Here is a 20869-nt window from a genome sequence, read left to right on the forward strand (position 1 = left end):
TCTACGAGTGTAATTGGTTGAATAACTGGTCGGCCTGTTCAAAATCCAACTCACCCTGCAGTACTTTCTGTAACAAGGCTTGCATGGGCTGCTTAGGCTTCGGCTCTGTAGGAGCCTGATTCGTATCTCCCGCCGACTTGTTCAATTCCTTTGCCAAAAATTTGGAAAATTCTTTAATGTTAGGATAGTCGTACACTCTGGTTGCTGGAATAGCTGTTCCAAAACGTTTATTCACAGCCTGTACCCACTCTACGCCTATAATGGAGTCCAGTCCCATATCAATAAATTGATCATCCCGGCCAATATCCATTTCATTCATACTCAAGGATTTCGCAAGACTTTCTACCAGTTCCTTCTCCAATGCTTCTATCCGTACAGCCGTTGGCGCATATGTCGAACGCTTTGCCTCATCCCTGGCAGCGGGCGGCGGCGAAGAAGGCTTGGCCTCAGGTTGCGGCGGGGCAGGCTTGGATTCTGCCAGCGCGGCTGACTTTTCTGGCTTATCTGCTACCATCTGGATGTTGGAAACGGAGCTCAGCAAAATGCCCTGCGGTTTTTCAGGTACTTTCGCCAAAGTCTGTCTCTGCACATTATCGTTGCTATGGTTAACTGCAGGAGGGCTGGAAACGAGCTCTTGTACCGACACCTCGGCTACAAGAGATTCCGCCTCGACGTCCCGGGATTCGCCCCCACGCGCGAAGATCCAATAGCTCTCCTTGGCAAATGGATACGTAGGCAGACTAATCCGACGAGGGCTGGTATTCTCATAAAGTCTAGTCCAATCGAAGAGCAGCCCCTTAACCCAAAGCTCCGCCAGCTTTGTATACTTACCCTTGCTTATCCAACTATCCACCATTTTTGCCATGTCTTCGTCCGCCTCAAGAACAGCTAGGATGTCTTTATTCTTCTTTGCCTGACCCAAATATAGCCCGTCGATATCCTCATTCCCCGCTAAAAAGCTCTCCAGCTTTTCTGTAAGCTCACGAGTAGACTTAACTATGACTGCTAACCGTTCTTCCATGGCTTCCCGTCCCACCTGCAGAGTAAATGCTATATCCTCCAGGCTGGTTTGCGAGTATTCCGGCTCTTTGAGTTCAGCCAGCAGCCTGTGTACCTGTTCATCCAGTCGCTCTTTATTCCTCGCCGACAGCACGATCATTACCGGATTTTGCAGTGAAGTGGCAGCCTGTCTAGTCTCCTGCTCCTCAGGGATATATTCCTCAATGAGCACATGTGCGTTGGAGCCTCCGGCGCCAAAGGAGGAAATACCTGCGATTCTTGGGTATTCAACCGTCTTCCCATTCATTGTGACGACGGGTCTTTTCCACTCCCCCAGCTCCTGCTGAACTATAAAAGGACTATCGCTAAAATTGATATTCGGGTTTAGTGTTTTTGAATGCAGCGAAGGCACGATTTGTCCGTATTTGAGCTGAAGGAGCACCTTTGTAACTCCGGCAATCCCTGCCGCGCTCTCACAATGCCCAATATTTGATTTTGCCGATCCGATTGCGCAAAACTGCTTGTCCTCCGTGTATTCCTGGAACACTTTTTGCAATCCGGCGATTTCAATGGGGTCACCTAAGGATGTCCCAGTGCCATGCGCTTCGATGTAACTAATGGTTCTGGGGTTAATTCCTGCTTTCTTAAAGGCCCTTCCAATGACACTGGCCTGCGCATGGGGATTCGGAACTGAGAATCCGTTTGTCTTTCCTCCATGATTCACCGAGGTCCCCTTTACGACCCCATATATATGGTCGCCATCTGCAATAGCTTTGGCCAGTGGTTTGAGCAGTACGGCTCCTACGCCTTCTCCCGGCACATATCCATCTCCGCCTTGTCCAAAGCTTTCGCACCGTCCTTTACTCGATACAAACCTGCCTTGCCCAAGCATCAGGTATTTGTTCGGATGAATGGATACATTGACGCCGCCAGCAATGGCAAGCTCACACTCGCCTTGTTGCAAGCTTTGGCAGGCCAGATGAATGGTCGTCAATGAAGAAGAACACATGGTGTCCACAGCCATGCTCGGACCGTGGAAGTTACAGAAATAAGATACCCGATTTGCGATGGAAGCCGGATTGCCAGGAACGGCAATCATTCTGCCCCTAGCTTGTTCCTGCGCCCCATAAAGCTGGTATTCTTCATACATGACCCCGACAAAAACGCCCACATTCCTATCCAGCCCAAGGCCCCGCTCCAATCCAATCGATTCCCGTGTATAGCCTGCATCCTCTATCGTTTCATAGACACATTTCAGAAATAGACGCTCCTGAGGATCGATGATCTGTGCTTCTCTAGGAGAGATATTGAAAAACATGGGATCAAACTGATCCACACCTTTAATAAAGCCTCCCCACTTGCTGTAAGTTTTCCCGGACTGGTCCCTGTCCTCGTCAAAGTGCATACTGTGATCCCAGCGATCTTTGGGGATTTCCGTAATGCAATCCTTCCCATCGCGCAAATTGTTCCAGAATTCCCGTATGTTTTCTGCCTCGGGATACATGCCCGACAAGCCGATAATGGCAATTTCCTCCGGTCCGCCTGCTCTTTCCGGTTGCGGTTGGAAACTTGCCTGAACTGGCATGAAACGCGATTGCTTCCGACTATCAGAAAGTGACCTTACCGGGTCGTTTTCCACCGACGAAGGCTTGAAATCTTTCGTAGCGTCCTCTGTCTCGATTCCAAGTAATTTAATCAGCTGCTTCTGGTGGACTTTGAGGAAATATTGGGTCAATTCCCGGATATTCTGGTATTCAAAAAATAAAGTTTTGGGCAGTGTTCCAAACGTTTTCTCCAACTCACGGGTTAGCTGTTTAATCATAATGGAATCAATGCCATACTTCTCCATAGGGGCATCGGTTTCAATCTGCCTTGCTGGCAGCCTGATGGATGTAGCGAGCAATTGCTTTAAATAATTTGCCGCTTTTTCGGCAAGCAGGTCTTGTCCGATGACCGAACCCATCTCGCTTTCCCTTATCATAGAGGAGGCATCTCCAGCCTGATCCAGGGACGGTTGCTGCAGGAGCGTTTCTCTTAGCTGACTGGCATGCCCTTCCAACACCATGACTTGATTCTTTTCGGAAGCCAGGCTCTGATACAAAGCCCGAATTCCTGCACCAGTCTCCATTGCAAATATCCCCATCCCTTCCATGATCTTTTCTGTTTCCCCATCAATACGCATTCCGCCTTCTTTCCAGAGCGGCCAATTGACTGAAATCGTCCGCCCCTGGCGTTGTGCTCGCTCTACCAGCGTACTGCGGTACTTGGCATAGGCGTCCATAAAGGCATTGGCAGCAGCATAGTCAGCCTGTCCTATATTCCCGAGACTCCCTGCAACGGATGAAAAAAGGATGAAGAAGTCCAGCGGAATTTCCTTACAAGCCTGATCCAGATTCACCAAGCCCGTAACCTTTGGTGCCAAAACGTTTTGCAATTCCTCCCGTGTTTTTTTAATAATGAAATTATCGCTAACCATTCCTGCGCTATGCACAATTCCGTCCAGCTTCCCAAACTCTTCCTGAATATCCCGAATCAAAACTTCAACCGCCCTTTTATCGGCGACATCGACTTGCCGGAATACTACTCTTGCACCTAAAGCCTCTATCTCCTCAATCCTTGCTTTGGTGTCACCTCGAAGCGGGGAGCGTCCGACAAGAATTAAAGTAGTATCTCTGGCCTGTCGTGTAATTTCTTCGGCAAAAATCAAACCGAGACTTCCGGTTCCGCCGGTAATCAAATATACTCCCCTGTCCTTCCACGGAATGCTGATCGCTTCCAGAGAATCTTTAATTTCCGTCCATACAGCAACATGTCGTCTACCCGATTGATAGCGGATATGTGGTTCTATATAGCTGCGACTGTTTTCTTGCAAGATATTTATCAGACCTGCTGAATCCTGCTCCACATCCATTTCTATCAGTTGGCCAACCAGTACTGGATTCTCCAGCCATGCTGTTTTTAAGAGTCCGGAAAGTCCCGAGAATACCTGTTGGTGATCCTGCACCGGAACGACAAGCTGAACCAATGTTTTGCCTTTGGATTCCGTTTTAAGAATATGTTGAATTGCCTCAAACACCTGTGTCGCATAAGTCCTAAACCGTGCATCAATGCTCTTCTCTTCGGATTGGAGAATGAGGCACTGCACCCCGTTCATCTGCGATTCAATAATTTCCCCGGAAATATATCCCGGTTCACATAGAATTACCAGATGCTGTTGATAGTCAGATGCTGTTCCTTCCAGAGCAATCGCTTGTTCTTCCCACACAGGCTCAAGCATCAAAGTCTCAGGTGCAGTCCATTCCTCTGGTGCCCCTGTCCCTCTTTCAGCAACTCGTGATAAAAATCCCTTCATCCTCACACAAACATTCCCCTGCTCGTCACACAAATCGATATCTAACTTTTGCAGCGGGCCATCCTGCCTGCTGTCTTCACTATTACGAATCCAGGCCCACATCTCTGATGTGCATCCGTTAAACACCTCAAGCTCTTCCAATGCAAATGGTAAAGCTGGCTTAATGGAAGCTTTGCGATCACCTGTACTCATAATCAAGCCTATCGTCGCCTGAAGAGCAGAATCCATCAAGCTAGGGTGCATCACAAACTGTTCCATCGTAGGGTAGACGGAAGAAGGCAAGGACAACTTGGCAAGCGCTTGACCCACCCCGATATATATTTTCTCAATTCCCTGGTGTCCCGGCCCATAGGAAACCTGCATCGCTGCAAACGCCTCATAGCACTGACGGGATGAGAAGGAGCCCAGACTGCACTGCTCCAGCAAGGTTTCAATATCTATAGCGGGGATCTCTGCCACCGGAACAATTACTGCCCTGCCTTCACTATGCACCACCAGCTCCGTGTCCGTTGCTCCAGACTTGCTGTAAATTTCATAGGCGATCTCCCCGCCATCTTGCGGATAGAGCCCAATACTGACGTCCACCGACTCCTCCCCAACCACAACAGGCCGGATCCAATCCACATCTTTTAACCGGATGGACGTCCACTTGTCTTCTGGAGATCCTGCAACCTGCTCTACTGCCGCCCGCGCCATTTCAAGGTAGGCCACTCCAGGCAAGAGCTTCTGCCCCCTTATCACATGGTGAGACAGGAAAAATTCCTTCCCCGTAAAAATGGAGCTGAACTGCAGTCCATAAATATCGGACGTATTACGCTGAAGTAAGGGATGAATGCCGACTGCTGTCTCCCGTTCCAACACAACACCGCTTGCTCCCGTCCGTTTATTGATATCGGTTATACAATATCGTTCTTTGGCAAAGGGATAGGTTGGCAGACTGATACGGTTTGGTTTAGCCTCTCCGTACAACAGGGCCCAGTCAATAACGGCTCCTTTTACCCAAAGGTCTGCGATTTTGCCATAGCTGCCTTCGCTAACTAACACATCAATCGCCGTGCCCGCACCCTCTCCGTCTTCACGAGCTCTATTTTCTTCTCTATGGCGTTTGGCGTGTCCCACGTATAAGCCGTGGATACCATCCCGGCCTTCCACAAATCCTTTTAATTTCTCTTCTAGCTCCCGGAGAGAGCCTGCAACGAAAGCCAAACGTTCTTCCATCGCTTCGCGCCCCACCTGAAGGGTATACGCTATATCTACCAGACTGCTGTCTGTGAACGGATGCTCCCCGATTGCAGCTAGTAATAGCTGCGCTTGCTCTTGCAGTTGTCCTTCACTCTTGGCTGACAACACCACAATAGCCGATTTTGGAGTGGTAAGGGTAATAGAATTCTGCTCCTGCTTTCCAGGAATATATTCTTCGATTACCAAATGGGCATTGGCACCCCCGAATCCAAAGGAGCTAACACCTGCTCTCCGAGGAATATCTTCCCCTAGAATATCCCGCTGTGGCTTCCACTCCTGCGCCTCCTGAACGATATAGAACGGACTGCCTTCAAGTTTTATATAAGGATTAATTGCATCACAATGAAGGCTTTTGACCAGCTTTTTATGCTTTAACTGAAGCAGTACTTTTATGACACCCGCGATTCCAGAAGCCAGTTCCAGATGTCCGATATTGGTCTTCACCGAGCCCAATCCGCAATGGGATTCTGTGATTCCGGGCCCCTCTGTGTTCTCATAAAGCTCTTTGAAAGCTGCTTTCAGCCCGTTAATTTCAATCGGATCGCCCAGCTCGGTGCCTGTCCCGTGGGCCTCAATGTAAGAGACAGTCCTTGGATCGATTCCGGCCTTTGTATATGCATTTACCAACACATCCGCCTGAGCCCTCGGATTAGGAGCTGTCAGGGAATTGGCCCGGCCTCCGTGATTGACGGCAGTACCCCGAATCACACCATAAATATGGTCTCCATCCTTCTCTGCATCCTTCAGCTTTTTCAGGAAAAGCATGCCGGCCCCTTCACCACGCACGTAGCCATTGGCCTTATTGGAGAAGGTTTTGCATCGACCGTCCTCACACAGCATTCCTGCTTTGTTGAAGCTGATATGGAGTTCAGGTGTGATAATCACATTAACACCGCCCGCAATCGCCATCTCGCAGCTTCCATCCTCTATGGCCCTAACGGCTCGGTGAATGGCCACCAGTGAACTGGAGCAAGCCGTTTCGACAGGCTCGCTCGGACCATGAATATTAAGGAAATAGCTCATTCGATTGGGCCCAACAGACGGTGCCATACCGCTGGAGGAATACGCCTCGACACCCATATTTCCCTGATAGATCATACCGCTGTAGCCACTGTTCGCGGTACCTACAAAGATTCCTGTGCGGGTTCCCGACAGACTCCCAGCCTGAATGCCTGCATCTTCAATCGCCTTCCAGATATAGGTCATCAACAGACGTTGCTGCGGGTCCATGAGTGCGGCTTCCCGCGGTGAAATTCCAAAGAATAGCGGGTCAAACTCATAGATCCCGTCAATAAACCCGCCCCACTTGATGTTTGTTTTATTGGCCTCCTGCTCAGGGTCACCGTAATACGTCTTCCAATCCCAGCGATCTTCAGGGATTTCAGTGATGCAGTCCCTGCCTTCCTCAAGATTTTTCCAAAACTCATCCACATCCCGGGCCATGGGAAATACACCGCTCATTCCCACGATGGCAATGGGTTCAGGAGCAGCCTGAGTCAGTTGCGGATTGGACAACACATTCCCGCCTGCAAACCGGAAACGCTGCCGTCTACCGCGGGTACTGTCTTCCCTACCATCCTCCACGGCCTGCACAGCAGGCTCAGTCCGGGCATGCACGGCAAACTGCTCGCCAAGCACGGCATCATATTCGTCCACCAAATACCTGGTGAAGTCATGAATCGTTGTGTATTCAAAAAATATGTCCGGCGTCAGCTCAAGCCGGTATAAGTGATTGATGTTGTTGGTAAATTGTGTGAGCAGAATGGAATCGAAGCCATACTCACTCAGTTCTACATGTTCATCAATATCTTCAAGTTTGACTTTCAGCAATTTTGACACGGCCTGTATCATAGCGGCCTGCACCTTGTCCAGCAGATCTGGTACGGCATTGCTTTCAGAGGAAGCTTCTGAAATTCCTGTCACCTTTTCAGGCTGCCTAGTCTCTGGAGTCGTGATTAAACCCATGGTTTTCTTCATTTTTGCAAGATTGCCTTCCATCACCATAACCTGATCAACGCCTGCGGTCATGCCACGGTACAAGGCCTGAATGCCGGAAGAGGTTGACATGCCGCTCATGCCTGTACGCTGCCTTACCAGCTTCTCCGTCTCCTCATCAATACGCATCCCACCCTCTTTCCATAGCGGCCAATTGATGGATAGCGTTTGACCCTGTCGCTGCTTAGATGCTATCAGAGTGTTCCGGTATCCGGCATAAGCATCCATAAACGCATTAGCTGCAGAATAGTCTGCCTGTCCCTGATTACCTAATCCTCCGGCTACAGACGAAAATAGAATAAAGAAGTCAAGCGGCAAGTTCTTGCTCGCCTGATCCAGATTCACTGTCCCTAATACTTTGGGAGCGAGAACCCGCAGTATCTCCTCGCTATTTTTTTGGAGTATGCGGTTGTCGCGAATGACTCCTGCACTATGAATGATGCCATTGATGTTTCCGAATTCCTCCTGAATTTCCTGGATTAAATCGGTCACCGCCTGCTCCTGAGTCACATCGACCTGTCTGTATATGATTCGTGCCCCTAATGCCTCCATTTTCTTTATCTCAGCCCGTTTGCCCTCATCCAGCGTGGAACGCCCCGTTAAAATCAAGACGGCTTTATGAACTTTATCCGTAATCTCTCTGGCAAAAATGAGTCCCAATCCACCGGCACCGCCGGTAATCAGGTACACTCCGCCATCCTTCCACGGGTTACCCGTTGCTTCCTGAGAGATGTGAACTTCGTTCCAGCAGGAAACCCACCGTGTGCCTTTCTCGTACCGAATCTGGATATCCTCGAGGCTACGGCTGTTTTCTTTTAAAATGTCTATGATTGCTCCCCAGTCCTCATCCTGTCCCAGTTCTATTAACTGACCTACCAGTTTTGAATGCTCAAGCCGGGCCGTTTTTAAAAGACCGGAAAGTCCCGAGAAAAGCTGCTGCTCCTCCTGTCCGCTTATGGCAATCTGGATCAGCACCTTACCATTGGGTTTTTCCCTGAAAATGCTTTGAATCTCTTCAACCACCTGGACGGCGTAACGCTGGAACTGTTCCGCGATTCCGTTTCGGTCGGGTTGCAGTACAATGCATTGCACGCCGTCCATCCGAGCTTCAACTTGTTCACGGGAAATCCCGGACGGCTGGCAGAGTAACACGACATGGCGATCATATGCAGGCATTTCGGCCTCTAGAGCAATCCCTTGCTCTTTCCATACGGGTTCAAGCATCAAGTTACTAGAATTAGACTGAACATCCGAGGAAATCGAGTCCCTATTCAGGATTCTTGATGAATATCCTTTTATCCTGACACAGATGGCTCCGGTTTCGTCGCTCAGGTCAATATCCAGCTTCTGTGCCTTTTCCTCAGCTATACCGTCTGCATTATAACGAATCAACGCCCACATGATGGAACTGCAATTTTTTATAATTTCAACTTCTTGAATGGCGTAAGGCAGAGAAGGTTTGATCTCGCTAGACCCCAGCGTCAAGCCTATGGTTGCCTGCAAGGCCGAATCTATCATACTTGGATGCAGGACAAATTGGCTTTGGTTGTCAGAAACGGAAGACGGCAAGCATAACTTAGCCAGCACTTGACCCTCTCCCGCATACACCATCTCAATCCCTTGATGTCCAGGGCCATAATCCATTCCCATATCCCTGAAAACTCTATACAGTTGTGTGGGATCGAAGTTCCGACTACATACATTCTGCAAGTCTTTAATATTCAGTGCTGGGACTTCCGCAGCCGATCTTCGTGCAGCACTGCCGTAGCTATATATCACAATCCCTGCATCAGCTTCTTCGCTCTCCCCATATATTTCATAGGAAATCTCTTGATGATCATCCAGGAAAAGTCCGATGTGTAACTGTAGTGGCCCATGCTCTACGATAATAGGCCGTGCCCAAACCACGTTTTTAAGGCAAATTCCGGTTGGCCCGCCCTCATCAGATCCTGTTGCCTGATCCACGGCCGCCCGGACCATTTCAAGGCAAGCAGCCCCGGATAGAACTTTGCGTCCATTCACCACATGATCCTTCAAGAAAAACTCCTGGCCTGTAAAAGTCGAACTGAACCGCTGTTCCGAGAAATCGGAGGTGTTTAGATGCAGTAAAGGATGGAGCGAAGCAGTGACAGAAGTCATGCCTTTGCCTGCCTTGCTGTCAAGCTCAGGCGCCCAACAGCGTTCTCTCGCAAAAGGATAGGTCGGTAGACTGATCCGGTAAGGTTTGATATCCCCGTACAGCTTGTTCCAGTCAATAGTTAGCCCCTTTACCCACAACTCCGCTATTTTTGTTAGTTTTCTCTTCTTGATCCAGGTTTCAAGCAACGATTTGGCATCTTCATCCGCCTCAAACATCACAATCCCGTCTTTGCTCTTTTTCACCTGAGCCGTTAGGACGCCAGCAAGCGGATCATGATTCACAAATCCTTCCAACGCTTTTAGCATTGCCTCTTTTGAATCTGCCACAAAAGCCAGCCGGTAATCCATCGGCTCGCGGCTCACTTGCAGCGTATACCCCATATCCGAGAGGTTAAGATTTTCCTGGGATGCAATAAAGCTCCTCATTCTTTCGGCATACGTTTTTAGTTGCTTTTCACCTTTGGCAGACAAAACGAAGAGAACGGGATTATGGATATCGGCGGCTGTTGGTGATGTCGCAGATGTTCCCGTCCCGGGACGATATTCTTCAATAATAAGATGGGCGTTCGTACCACTAAAACCGAAAGAGCTCACAGCGGCGCGCCTTTTGTCCCCGCGGGAAGGTTTCCACGCGTTCAATTCTGTATTGACATAAAAAGGAGAATTATCAAAATCAAAATGCTCATTCGGGTTCTTGAAATTCAGTGTCGGTACTAGTTTTCTATGCTTCATGCATAGCAACACCTTTTGCACGCTTGCTATGCCCGCTGCTGCAGAAGTATGCCCGATATTGCTTTTTACCGAACCTATGGCACAGTAGTTCTTCTGATCGGTTTTTTCTTTAAAAGCGGTTGATAAAGCTTCCAGTTCAATAGGGTCGCCCAGCTTGGTTCCTGTCCCATGCATTTCAACATAGCTAATGCTTTCAGGCTCAATCTGATATTTGTTGTATATTTCCCGCTCCAGCTCAATTTGGCTGTTAGTGCTTGGAGCGGTAATCCCGTTGGTTTTTCCATCTTGATTGATTCCGGACCCGATAATAACTCCGTATATATGATCCCGATCAGCTTCAGCATCCTTCAGCCGCTTCAGAACCAGCGCCCCTACTCCTTCCCCTGGAACAAAGCCGTTGGCGCTATTGTCAAACGCTTTACACCGACCATCTGGCGACAACATTCCGGATGCAGACATACCTACATACGATTCAGGAGTCAGATATAACGACACCCCGCCAACCAACGCCATTTCTATCTCTCCGTTAGATAACGCCTGGCATGCCAGATGGGTTGCCACCAGCGATGAGGAGCATGCCGTATCTACGGATATGGCCGGACCTTTCAGATTGAGGAAATAAGAGATGCGAGCCGCAGCAATAGCGTTACTGTTCCCGGTAGTATTGGTGAACTGCGCTTGATGCTTGTACCGCAGCATACTATATTCATTATTTAAAATTCCAAGGTATACCCCGCATTTTTTATTTCCCAACTGTGAGCCACTATAGCCTGCATCCTCAATTGCCTTATATGCTTCCTGCATAAAGATGCGCTGCTGAGGATCCATCCCTTCCGCCTCGGTAGGAGAAATATTGAAAAATAACGGATCGAAATATTCCATATCCTCTAAAGCACCCAGCCACTTGCAATTGATTTTCCCCTCTTGCGCTGGACGAGGATCATAATATTGGCTTACATCCCAACGGTCCTTCGGGATTTCAATAATGGAATTTTTGCCTAGAGAGAGATTATCCCAATATTGCTGCACATCTTCCGCACCAGGATATCTTCCCGAAATCCCGACAATTGCAATTACGTCTTTATTTTCCGAAGGTAAAGGCGATGAATCCTCTGCTACCTTTACCAGGTGGAATGGCTCGGAATCCTCCTTAGGAGATAGCCTTGGGGAACATTGCATCGTGTCAGGTCTCTTCGAATGGACTTTCGCAATAGGCTTGTCCGTGTCCGGGACTGCGTTCAAGGACTGTTGATTGAAGCTTCCTCCATGCTTATTGATTTCTTGTGCCAAAAATGTAGCGAATTGGCGAATGGTCGGATAGTCGTAGACCTTGGTCGCTGCTATGGATGTGCCATATCGTTTATTTATGTTTCGAACCCACTCTACGCCTATAATGGAATCTAGTCCGGTATCTATAAAGTTTTTATCCGCCTCGATCTCGCTCCGTTCCATGTACAAAGCCTCTGCCAGGCTTACCGTCAGTTCTTCCTGCAACAGCTCTGCAGAGGCGCTACACTCAGCCATGCTGGCCTGCGCCTGCTTTTCAAACGAAATCGGCATCAAATTCACCTGAATGGAAGCCTCTGCCGATTTCTCCGGCTCTAATGCAACGGATGACGGTGAATACTCTGCTGGAGAATGATCCGAAATAGACTGGGTAGAGAATGGCGCAATTGATTTGCTCAACAATTCCTTCTCTACAAAATTGCTAAAATCCCGGATGGTTGGATAATCGTAGACTTTTGTCGCTGTTATGGATGTATTGTAATGCTTATTAATGCTACGAACCCACTCTACGCCTATAATGGAATCCAATCCAAGATCAACAAAGTTCTTATCCGAATCGATATCGCTCCGATCTATATATAAAGCCTGCGCCAGGCTTGTTGTCAGCTCCTCCTGCAATATTTCCACTGATATTGTAGAAGGAATAGACGACAGCGCTTCCGTCTTCTTCTCATCCTCTAATGTGTGCGATGTCTCCTCCAGTGAAGTTAACATGATCGTTGTCCCCTCCTGGTTGGCAGACTTGCTTAGATGCGGCTGACGGTCCAACAAATTCGGTAAGGATATAGCGCTTGGTTTTTCAGAACTATTCAAAAAAACGGATTGCATTAGGGCTGTTGGCTGCATCGCATGAGTCTGGACGGGAATTGCCTTTTCCTGAGCTTCCGTAACGGCTCTTTCTACAGAAGAGACTCTTTCTACAGAGGGACTCATAATATCCGTGATCCAGTACCGCTCCCTCGCAAAAGGATAGGCCGGCAGGCTAATTCGCCGCGGCTTGGCATCCCCATAAAGCATGTTCCAATCCATCGACAATCCCTTGACCCAGAGATCAACAACCTTCGAATATTTCCTTTTCCCTATCCAGGCAGCGATCGTTTTGTCCATGTCTTCATCTTCTACCAGCGCCGTCAGCGCCTCCTTATTCCGTTTGACCTGGCCCCGGTATAACTCAGGGATTCCGTCCCGTCCTTCCAGGAATCCTTCCAGCTTGTCCACCAGCTCCTGCATAGACCCTGCAATCACTGCCAGCCGCTCTTCCATGGCCTCGCGTCCCACCTGCAGCGTGTAGGCCACATCGGCCAGACTGCTTTCGCTTTGCTGTCCTTCCCGCATAGCAGCTAGCAATCTCTCGGCCTGCTTTTTCAGTCGTTCTTCATTTTTGGCCGACAATACGATGATCGCAGGCTTTTGAGCCGTAACGCTCATCGGCATCTTCTCTTCCGCAATGTACTCTTCGATGATGACATGTGCATTGGAGCCTCCCGCTCCAAACGATGAAATCCCAGCAATCCTCGGATATTCCCGCGTCTCTCCATCGATCTCAACCACTGGCCGCTTCCATTCCCCCAACTCCTGCTGGACGACGAACGGCGTCTGACCGAAATGGATGTTCGGATTCAATTCTTGGGCATGCAGGCTGGGAACCAGCGTCTGGTTTTTCATCTGCAAGATGATTTTCTCCACCCCGGCGATGCCCGCTGCTGCCTCCAGATGTCCGATGTTGGACTTCACAGAGCCTATGGCGCAGAATCCCGTATCCGGCGTATCCTTCCTGAATGCCTGGGTCAGGCCCGTCACTTCAATCGGGTCTCCCAGCTCCGTGCCTGTCCCGTGGGCTTCAATATAGCTGACCGTCCGCGCATGTACCCCCGCTCGCTCCAGGGCCGCCCGGATCAGTTCTCCTTGGGCTGTCGGGTTCGGCACCGTATAGCCGTTGGTCTTACCTCCATGGTTAATGCTCGTCCCCCGAATCACCGCATGGATAAGGTCCCCATCAGCGATCGCCTTGGACAGCGGCTTTAATAGGACGACCCCCGCGCCTTCTCCAGGGACAAACCCATTGCCTCCTTTGCCGAAGCTCTTGCATTGCCCGTCTGCTGACAGCATGTGGTTGGCGCAAAGTCCCACATAACTGAGCGGATGGAGATACAGATTTACTCCGCCTGCAATAGCCATTTCGCATTCTCCGCGGTACAGATGCTCACAGGCTTCATGAATCGCGGTCAACGAGGACGAACACATCGTATCGATCGGCATGCTTGGCCCTTGCAAATTAAAGAGATACGAAATCCTGTTGGCCACTGAACTAAAGGATGTGTGAGGGTATATTTGCGTTCCTTTTCTCCATAAATCCAGTCCGTATAGATCGAAGCCCGTTTTGGTAATTCCGGCAAATACGCCTACCCGGCGGTTATGCCGCACCGCAAGCTGTTCCCGGGTGTAACCCGCGTCCTCCAACGCTTCCCAGCAGGCTTCAATGAACAGCCTTTCCTGCGGGTCCATACCGAGTGCTTCCCGTGGCGCAATATTGAAAAAGCGCGGATCGAAATCCGCAAATCCTTCGATAAAGCCACCCCACTTGCTGTAGCTTTTTCCATTCGCCACCGCTTCCTGTGAATCAGGATGAAAGAACCCTTCCAGCGTCCAACGCTCACTTGGGATTTCGGTGACACAGTCCTTCCCTGCTTTTAGATTTTCCCAATATTCGTTCATGTCCCTGGACCAGGGATACTTTCCAGCCATCCCAATGATCGCTATCGGCTCACGCATTTCCGCAGGGGCAGACCCAGCCAAGCTTCGGACAGGCTTCGCTGCCGCCTTTGCCGCAGCCGGCACGGCTTCTTCCTCGGCGCACAACGGTGCCGCAAGTATTTCCTCTACAGGCTGCATGTCATGGCTTATTCCGGTCCACTGCATGCACTCCTGCGGGTATTCCGCCACAAAATATTCCGTCAAGGCGTGCAAGGTCTGGTACTCATAAAACAACGTCTGGGACAGCTCTCCAAAGAAGCCCGCCAGCTTGGCATTAAGCTGGGTAATCATGATCGAGTCGATTCCATACCTCTCCAGCGGCTCATGGGCTTCGATGCTGCTGACGCTCAGCCGAGTCACCTCTCCCAAAAGCACCTTGAGTCGATATAAGGTTTTATCGTAGAGCTGGCCTGCATCCAGCTTAGGGGTTACCTGATTAGAAATAGCTACTTGGATGGCACGGACGCCGGCTTGTGAGACGCCTTTCGCCAAGTAGGCCTCGATTTTCTCAGGCTCCCCTTCCATGACCATCACCTGCTCCTTGCCGGAGGCCAAGCTTTGATACAACGCCCTCATTCCCGACCGGGTCTGCATGGTTGTAATACCCATGTTTTGCGTCATGATCTGTTCCGTGTCCGCATCGATCCGCATTCCGCCCTCTTTCCATAGCGGCCAGCGGATGGATAACGTCTGCCCCCGCCGTTGCTTGGCCCCTACCAGGGCATTCCGGTATTCGGCGTATGCGTCCATAAAGGCATTGGCCGTCGAATAGTCAGCCTGTCCAGGATTGCCCAGGCTGCCCGATATGGAAGAAAAGAGCACAAAGAAGTCTAGGTTCTGGCCGCTGCTTGCCTCATCCAGATGGACCAGTCCGCTCACCTTCGGTCCCAGCACCTCCAAAAATTCTTCACTAGTTTTTTTAATGATGAAATTATCGTGAATCACCCCTGCGCAGTGGATGATCCCATGGACACGTCCAAATTCCTGCTGCATGCTGTCCAACAAACCGATAACGGTGTTTCTGTGGGTGATATCCGCTTGCCTGTACACCACGCTGGCGCCTGAAGACTCCAGCTCCTGCAGCTTCATCTGCTTGTCTCGGTCCAGCGGCGACCGCCCCGTCAAAATGAAGGTCGCTGCTTGCGTCTGCCGGGCAATCTCTTCTGCAACCAGCAGTCCCAGACTGCCGGAGCCGCCGGTGATCAGATAGACCCCACCGTCTCTCCATGGAAGCCCCTCTTCTTGCCCAGATGTTTCAAGCCTGCTCCAGCAAGCGATTGTCCGTTGTCCGTTCTCATAGCGAATCCAGCCATCCATCGGGCTACGGCTGTTATCCTCCAGCTTCGCCAGGATGCCTTCCGCCTGTTCTCCCTGTTCCACTTCGATCAGCTGCCCGATGAATTTCGGGTTTTCCAGCCGGGCTGTCTTCAACAGTCCCGAAAGTCCCGAAAAGAGCCGTCCTTCCCCGGCGTTCCGCACCACAATTTGGACCAGCACCCTCCCCTCAGGCTTGTCTTTGAGTATGCTTTGAATGCTCTCAAAGGCCTGAATAGCATAGGCCTGGAACCGCTCATCAATCCGGCTCTTCCCGGATCGAAAGGCAAGCACCTGCACAGCTCCGTTCAAACTCGCTTCGAGCCGCTCGTGCAAAGCTTCGTCTGGCTCACAAAGCAAGACCATTCGCCGATCATAGGCAGGGACTTCGGCTTCCAGCGGTACATCCTGCTTTTTCCATGTAGGCTCAAATAGCAGTGTACGGCTACTCGTAACGGCAGACGCTTCCGCAGCTCTGGCGACGCTAAATTTTGGTTCACCCTCTGCCGCTCTGCCGCCTGTAATTTTGTCCTCACTCCTAGGCGCCCAATACTGCTCTTTTGCAAAAGGATAAGTTGGCAACGGAATCCTAGAATACTGTTCATTTGAAAACAAGCACTCAAAGTCTAACGAATATCCCTGAACATACAGATCTGCAATCGTAGTCAAAAGCTCCAAATACTCGCGGGTATCGCTTGCGTTTTGACAATTGTAAATACATTCATCCCCGTATCTTTTCAAAGATGTTTGTATGCGTTGATCTTTTTCATGCAGTTCAGAATGATAAACTTGAGAAGCACTGCCTTTTTCCAGCCACTTTTTAAGGGACATGACAAGCTCGCCTTGATTACGGGCAACACATGCAAGCCGATGATTACAGTGCTTTCTCCCAAGCAATAATGTATAGCTCATATTACCGCAATCCGCCATAGGCTCCTGTTCACAATAAGCGAGCAGTTGCTCTACCTGCTGGCGCAATTGTTTTGAAGTTCGTGCCGACAGCGGAATGAAATAACCTGGCTTTTCGGAATGTCTCCGTTCCGTCTGTGGAGCCTCTTCTATGACCATATGAGCATTCGTACCGCTGGCACCAAAGGAGCTGACCGCTGCACAGCGTCTGACTCCAGGCTCAACTTCCCAGTCCTGCAGATACGTATTAACATAAAAAGGACTATCCGCAAACTGAATGTTTGAATTGCCCGACCGGAAATGAAGTGTAGGAGGAATTTGCTTATTCTTTAATGACAATAACAGTTTGATCATTCCCGTAATTCCTGCCGCAATTTGCGTATGGCCAATATTCGTCTTAATGGACCCTATGGCGCAATATTCCTTCTTGTCGGTATACTTTCTAAAGGTTCGAGTCAGTGCCTGATATTCAATGGGATCTCCCAATTTGGTGCCAGTTCCATGTGCTTCCATCATCTGGATTTGCTCTGGGTGGATATGAAATGTATCGTATACATTTTGCTCGAGTCGCTCCTGAGATTTCTGACTTGGCGCAGTAAGTCCATTCGTGGTGCCGTCCTGGTTGATCGCTGAGCCTAAAATCACTCCATAGATGTGGTCTCCATCAGCAACAGCTTCATGAAGTCGCTTGAGCACAATCGCGCCAAGCGCTTCTCCCGGAACCATTCCATCTGCCCTATCATCAAAGGTATAGCAGCGTCCCGAGCGAGACAGCATTCCTGCCCGGTCACCATATAAATAGCAGCGAGGAGTCGTATGAATATAGACACCACCAGCTAAAGCCATATCCGTTTCTCCGGTCCATAAGCTTTGGCAGGCCAGATGAACTGCAACTAACGAACTGGAACAAGCTGTATCTACAGCTATTGCTGGTCCGTGAAGATTCAAGTAGTAGGAGATTCTAGCGGGTATCACGGAACCCATATGACCCCAAAGCGCTTGGGGAGGCAGGTCTTCACCCAGCAATTGTTGGTAATCTCCCTCGGCACAGCCCACATACACTCCACAACGGCGACCCTCCATCCCTGTCCCCGCATAGCCAGCATCCTCCAGAGCATGCCACGCTTCCTCCAGGAACAATCGCTGCTGCGGATCCATATAGGTCGCTTCCAATCCTGAGATATTGAAAAAAAGTGGATCAAACTTATCAATATCCCCCAAAAAACTGCCGTGATTGCAGTAACTTGCATGTTTTTCCTGATATTTCGAAAGATCCCACCGGGTTACCTCTTCCACTAAATCGTCACCGTTCTTAAGGTGATTCCAAAGCTCATGTACATTATCAGATCCAGCAAACCGCCCGCTCATTCCAATAATCGCAATGGGCTCCCTTAGTGTTAAAGCTTTCTCTTTATCCTTCTTATTGGGTCTGTCCTGCTCAAAGGATATACTTGCCGTTTCAACGGGATGAAGAATATGATCCGTGTCTTTAGGTTTTTGGATGTCGCGACTTGCATCTTCCATGTTGTCTATTGGATTAGCGCTCTGGTCCAAGACTTGTGAAACTTTATCTCCATATTGGCTTAAAATGTATCGCGTCAGTTGTTTTACCGAACTGTAATCGAAGATATCGGTAGTTTGCAAATGAATTCCCAGCCCCTGATTGACAGCCTGCACAAAGTTGACGCCAAGAATGGAGTCCAGCCCATAATCTGCGAATGACTCATGAATATCAATCATAGTAAAGTCCACATTCAAAGCCTCTACCAGCTTCCCTACGATAAGCTCCTTGACATACTCTTCAGCCATCTCGCTTGTTACATCAATATCTGATCGAATTCCTTCGTCACGCTGTTTCATTTGAGATTTGTCGTGTTCAGGCTCCTGTTTGTTCAGAATCATACCATCGCTTTCCGCCACAATAATTTGTTGACCTATATCATGCGCTTCCTGAGCAGGGAAGAAAACGGACCGGAAACCCTCCATCTCCAATACCTTTTGCCAACTTTCGGGATATAACCCGGGAGAGCCTGGAATGCGCAGCTCCGGGTCATTATAAAGCCACCATCCCTCTAAAAGGCCAAAGGATAGATGGTTTAACAGAGAGTTACCGCTGATTTCATTTATAAGAATCAGACCGTTTTCTCGCAGCGCCGCTTTGACATTGCGTAACGTTTGGCGAATGTTCCGTGTGGCGTGCAATACATTGGTGGCAATCGCAATATCATATCCACCTGTATCAATATCTTGTCCCTGAGCCGACTCTTCCACATTAAAAATCTGATAAGTCAGGTAAGGATTTTTCGGACCGTACTCTTTTTGTGCATGTAATAAAAATGCTCTGGATTTGTCGGTATAGCAATATTCTTGAATATGCTCCCGATAAGGTTCGAGCTTCTGGAAGACCAAAGCGCTAGTACCTCCAGTGCCTGCACCAATTTCAATGATTCGAATCGGTACCGACGGGTTATGCTTGATCCGCTCATTTAGATAGGAAACTACGATATCTCCCAGCACTTCATTAAAGTAATCCGCTGCAGGACTGTTCTTATATATACCTTCTACCAGTTTCATGGAGGAATTAGGAAAAATGATATCGGTGGCTGGTATCTTCCCGGTTAAAATTTCTGGCAGCTTGCGCAAGGTCGATTCTACCAAAAATACCCAGGCTGAGAGATCCGGATTTTTCAGCCATGCCCCTTTCTTCCATTCCCACTCCTTCCATACAGCCTGCAAATCGACCGAAGCAGTACCCGCTACGCTATATGACTCTCCATTGCAGTACAAATACTGATTCCGTACCAAAATCTCTATGCTTTCTTCTAGCCAACGATCGTATAAATTCAGTAAGCCGTTTTTTGTTTTAAAATCCGCGATCATAGCTTTCTTTTCCATTTGCGCATATGGACATAATCCCATCAAGCGCAAATGACTCCATAACAGCCTGCATAAGATATCATTCATTTCCTTCATCTGTAAGCCTCCATTCCCGTTCAGTCCCTCGTGTCGCTCCATCCTGTTGCGAGTAAGCTTTGCTGTCGACTGTAGTCGAGGACATTGTCTCGTATGCAGCCACTAGATAAGAAAGATCCGGCATCTTCTTTATTTTTACACTGGCAGAAATATGACTCTGGATGTTTTGGATATACGAAGGAATAGCTTCGAGATTTGAAGCATCGATGTCTTCCTTATTCATTTCCGAAACATTTGCCGTTTTGGCAAGTGCCTTTTGGGCAATGAACGAATCTGTTGGCTTTACAGCATCTGCAGATTCAATGGAAGCCGATTTAGTTTTAATATCCGTGATCCAGTACCGCTCCCTCGCAAAAGGATAGGCCGGCAGGCTGATTCGCCGCGGCTTGGCATCCCCATAAAGCAGGTTCCAATCCATTGCCAGTCCCTTGACCCAGAGATCAACAACCTTCGAATATTTCCTTTTCCCTATCCAGGCAGCAATCATTCTCTCCATGTCTTCATCTTCTACCAGCGCCGTCAGCGCCTCCTTATTCCGTTTGACCTGACCCCGGTATAACTCAGGGATTCCATCTCGTCCTTCCAGGAATCCTTCCAGCTTATCCACCAGTTCCTGCATAGACCCTGCAATCACTGCCAGCCGTTCTTCCATGGCTTCGCGTCCCACCTGCAGCGTGTAGGCCACATCGGCCAGACTGCTTTCGCTGAGCTGTCCTTCCCGCATAACGGCTAGCATTCTCTCGGCCTGCTTTTTCAGTCGTTCTTCATTTTTGGCTGACAATACGATGATCGCAGGCTTTTGAGCCGTAACGCTCATCGGCACCTTCTCTTCCGCAATGTACTCTTCGATGATGACATGTGCATTGGAGCCTCCCGCTCCAAACGATGAAATCCCAGCAATCCTCGGGTATTCCCACGTCTCTCCATCGATCTCAACCACCGGCCGCTTCCATTCTCCCAGCTCCTGCTGGACGACGAACGGCGTCTGACCGAAATGGATGTTCGGATTCAATTCTTGGGCATGCAGGCTGGGAACCAGCGTCTGGTTTTTCATCTGCAAGATGATTTTCCCAACCCCGGCGATGCCCGCTGCCGCCTCTAGATGTCCGATGTTGGACTTCACAGAGCCTATGGCGCAGAATCCCGTATCCGGCGTATCCTTCCTGAATGCCT

The 20869-nt window shown here is 49.4% G+C and carries 2 protein-coding genes (1 of these 2 cut by a window edge); both read right to left on the bottom strand.

Annotated elements, in window-relative coordinates; genetic code table 11:
• Position 1 precedes the first annotated feature (1 nt).
• Positions 2-19696, bottom strand: a complete 19695-nt coding sequence (locus MHB46_RS25260) for an SDR family NAD(P)-dependent oxidoreductase (protein WP_341163873.1) — start codon at positions 19694-19696, stop codon at positions 2-4.
• Positions 19680-20869, bottom strand: the final stretch of a protein-coding gene (locus tag MHB46_RS25265) for an amino acid adenylation domain-containing protein (protein ID WP_341163874.1). Its footprint extends 9952 nt past the window's final position; only the last 1190 of its 11142 coding nucleotides appear in the window; its start codon lies beyond the right edge, outside the window — the gene reads right to left on this strand; it ends in the stop codon at positions 19680-19682. Before MHB46_RS25265 ends, MHB46_RS25260 begins: the two co-directional genes overlap by 17 nt.

Origin of the sequence: Paenibacillus sp. FSL H7-0703 (assembly GCF_038003485.1) — a bacterium.
GTDB lineage: Bacteria > Bacillota > Bacilli > Paenibacillales > Paenibacillaceae > Paenibacillus > Paenibacillus polymyxa_B.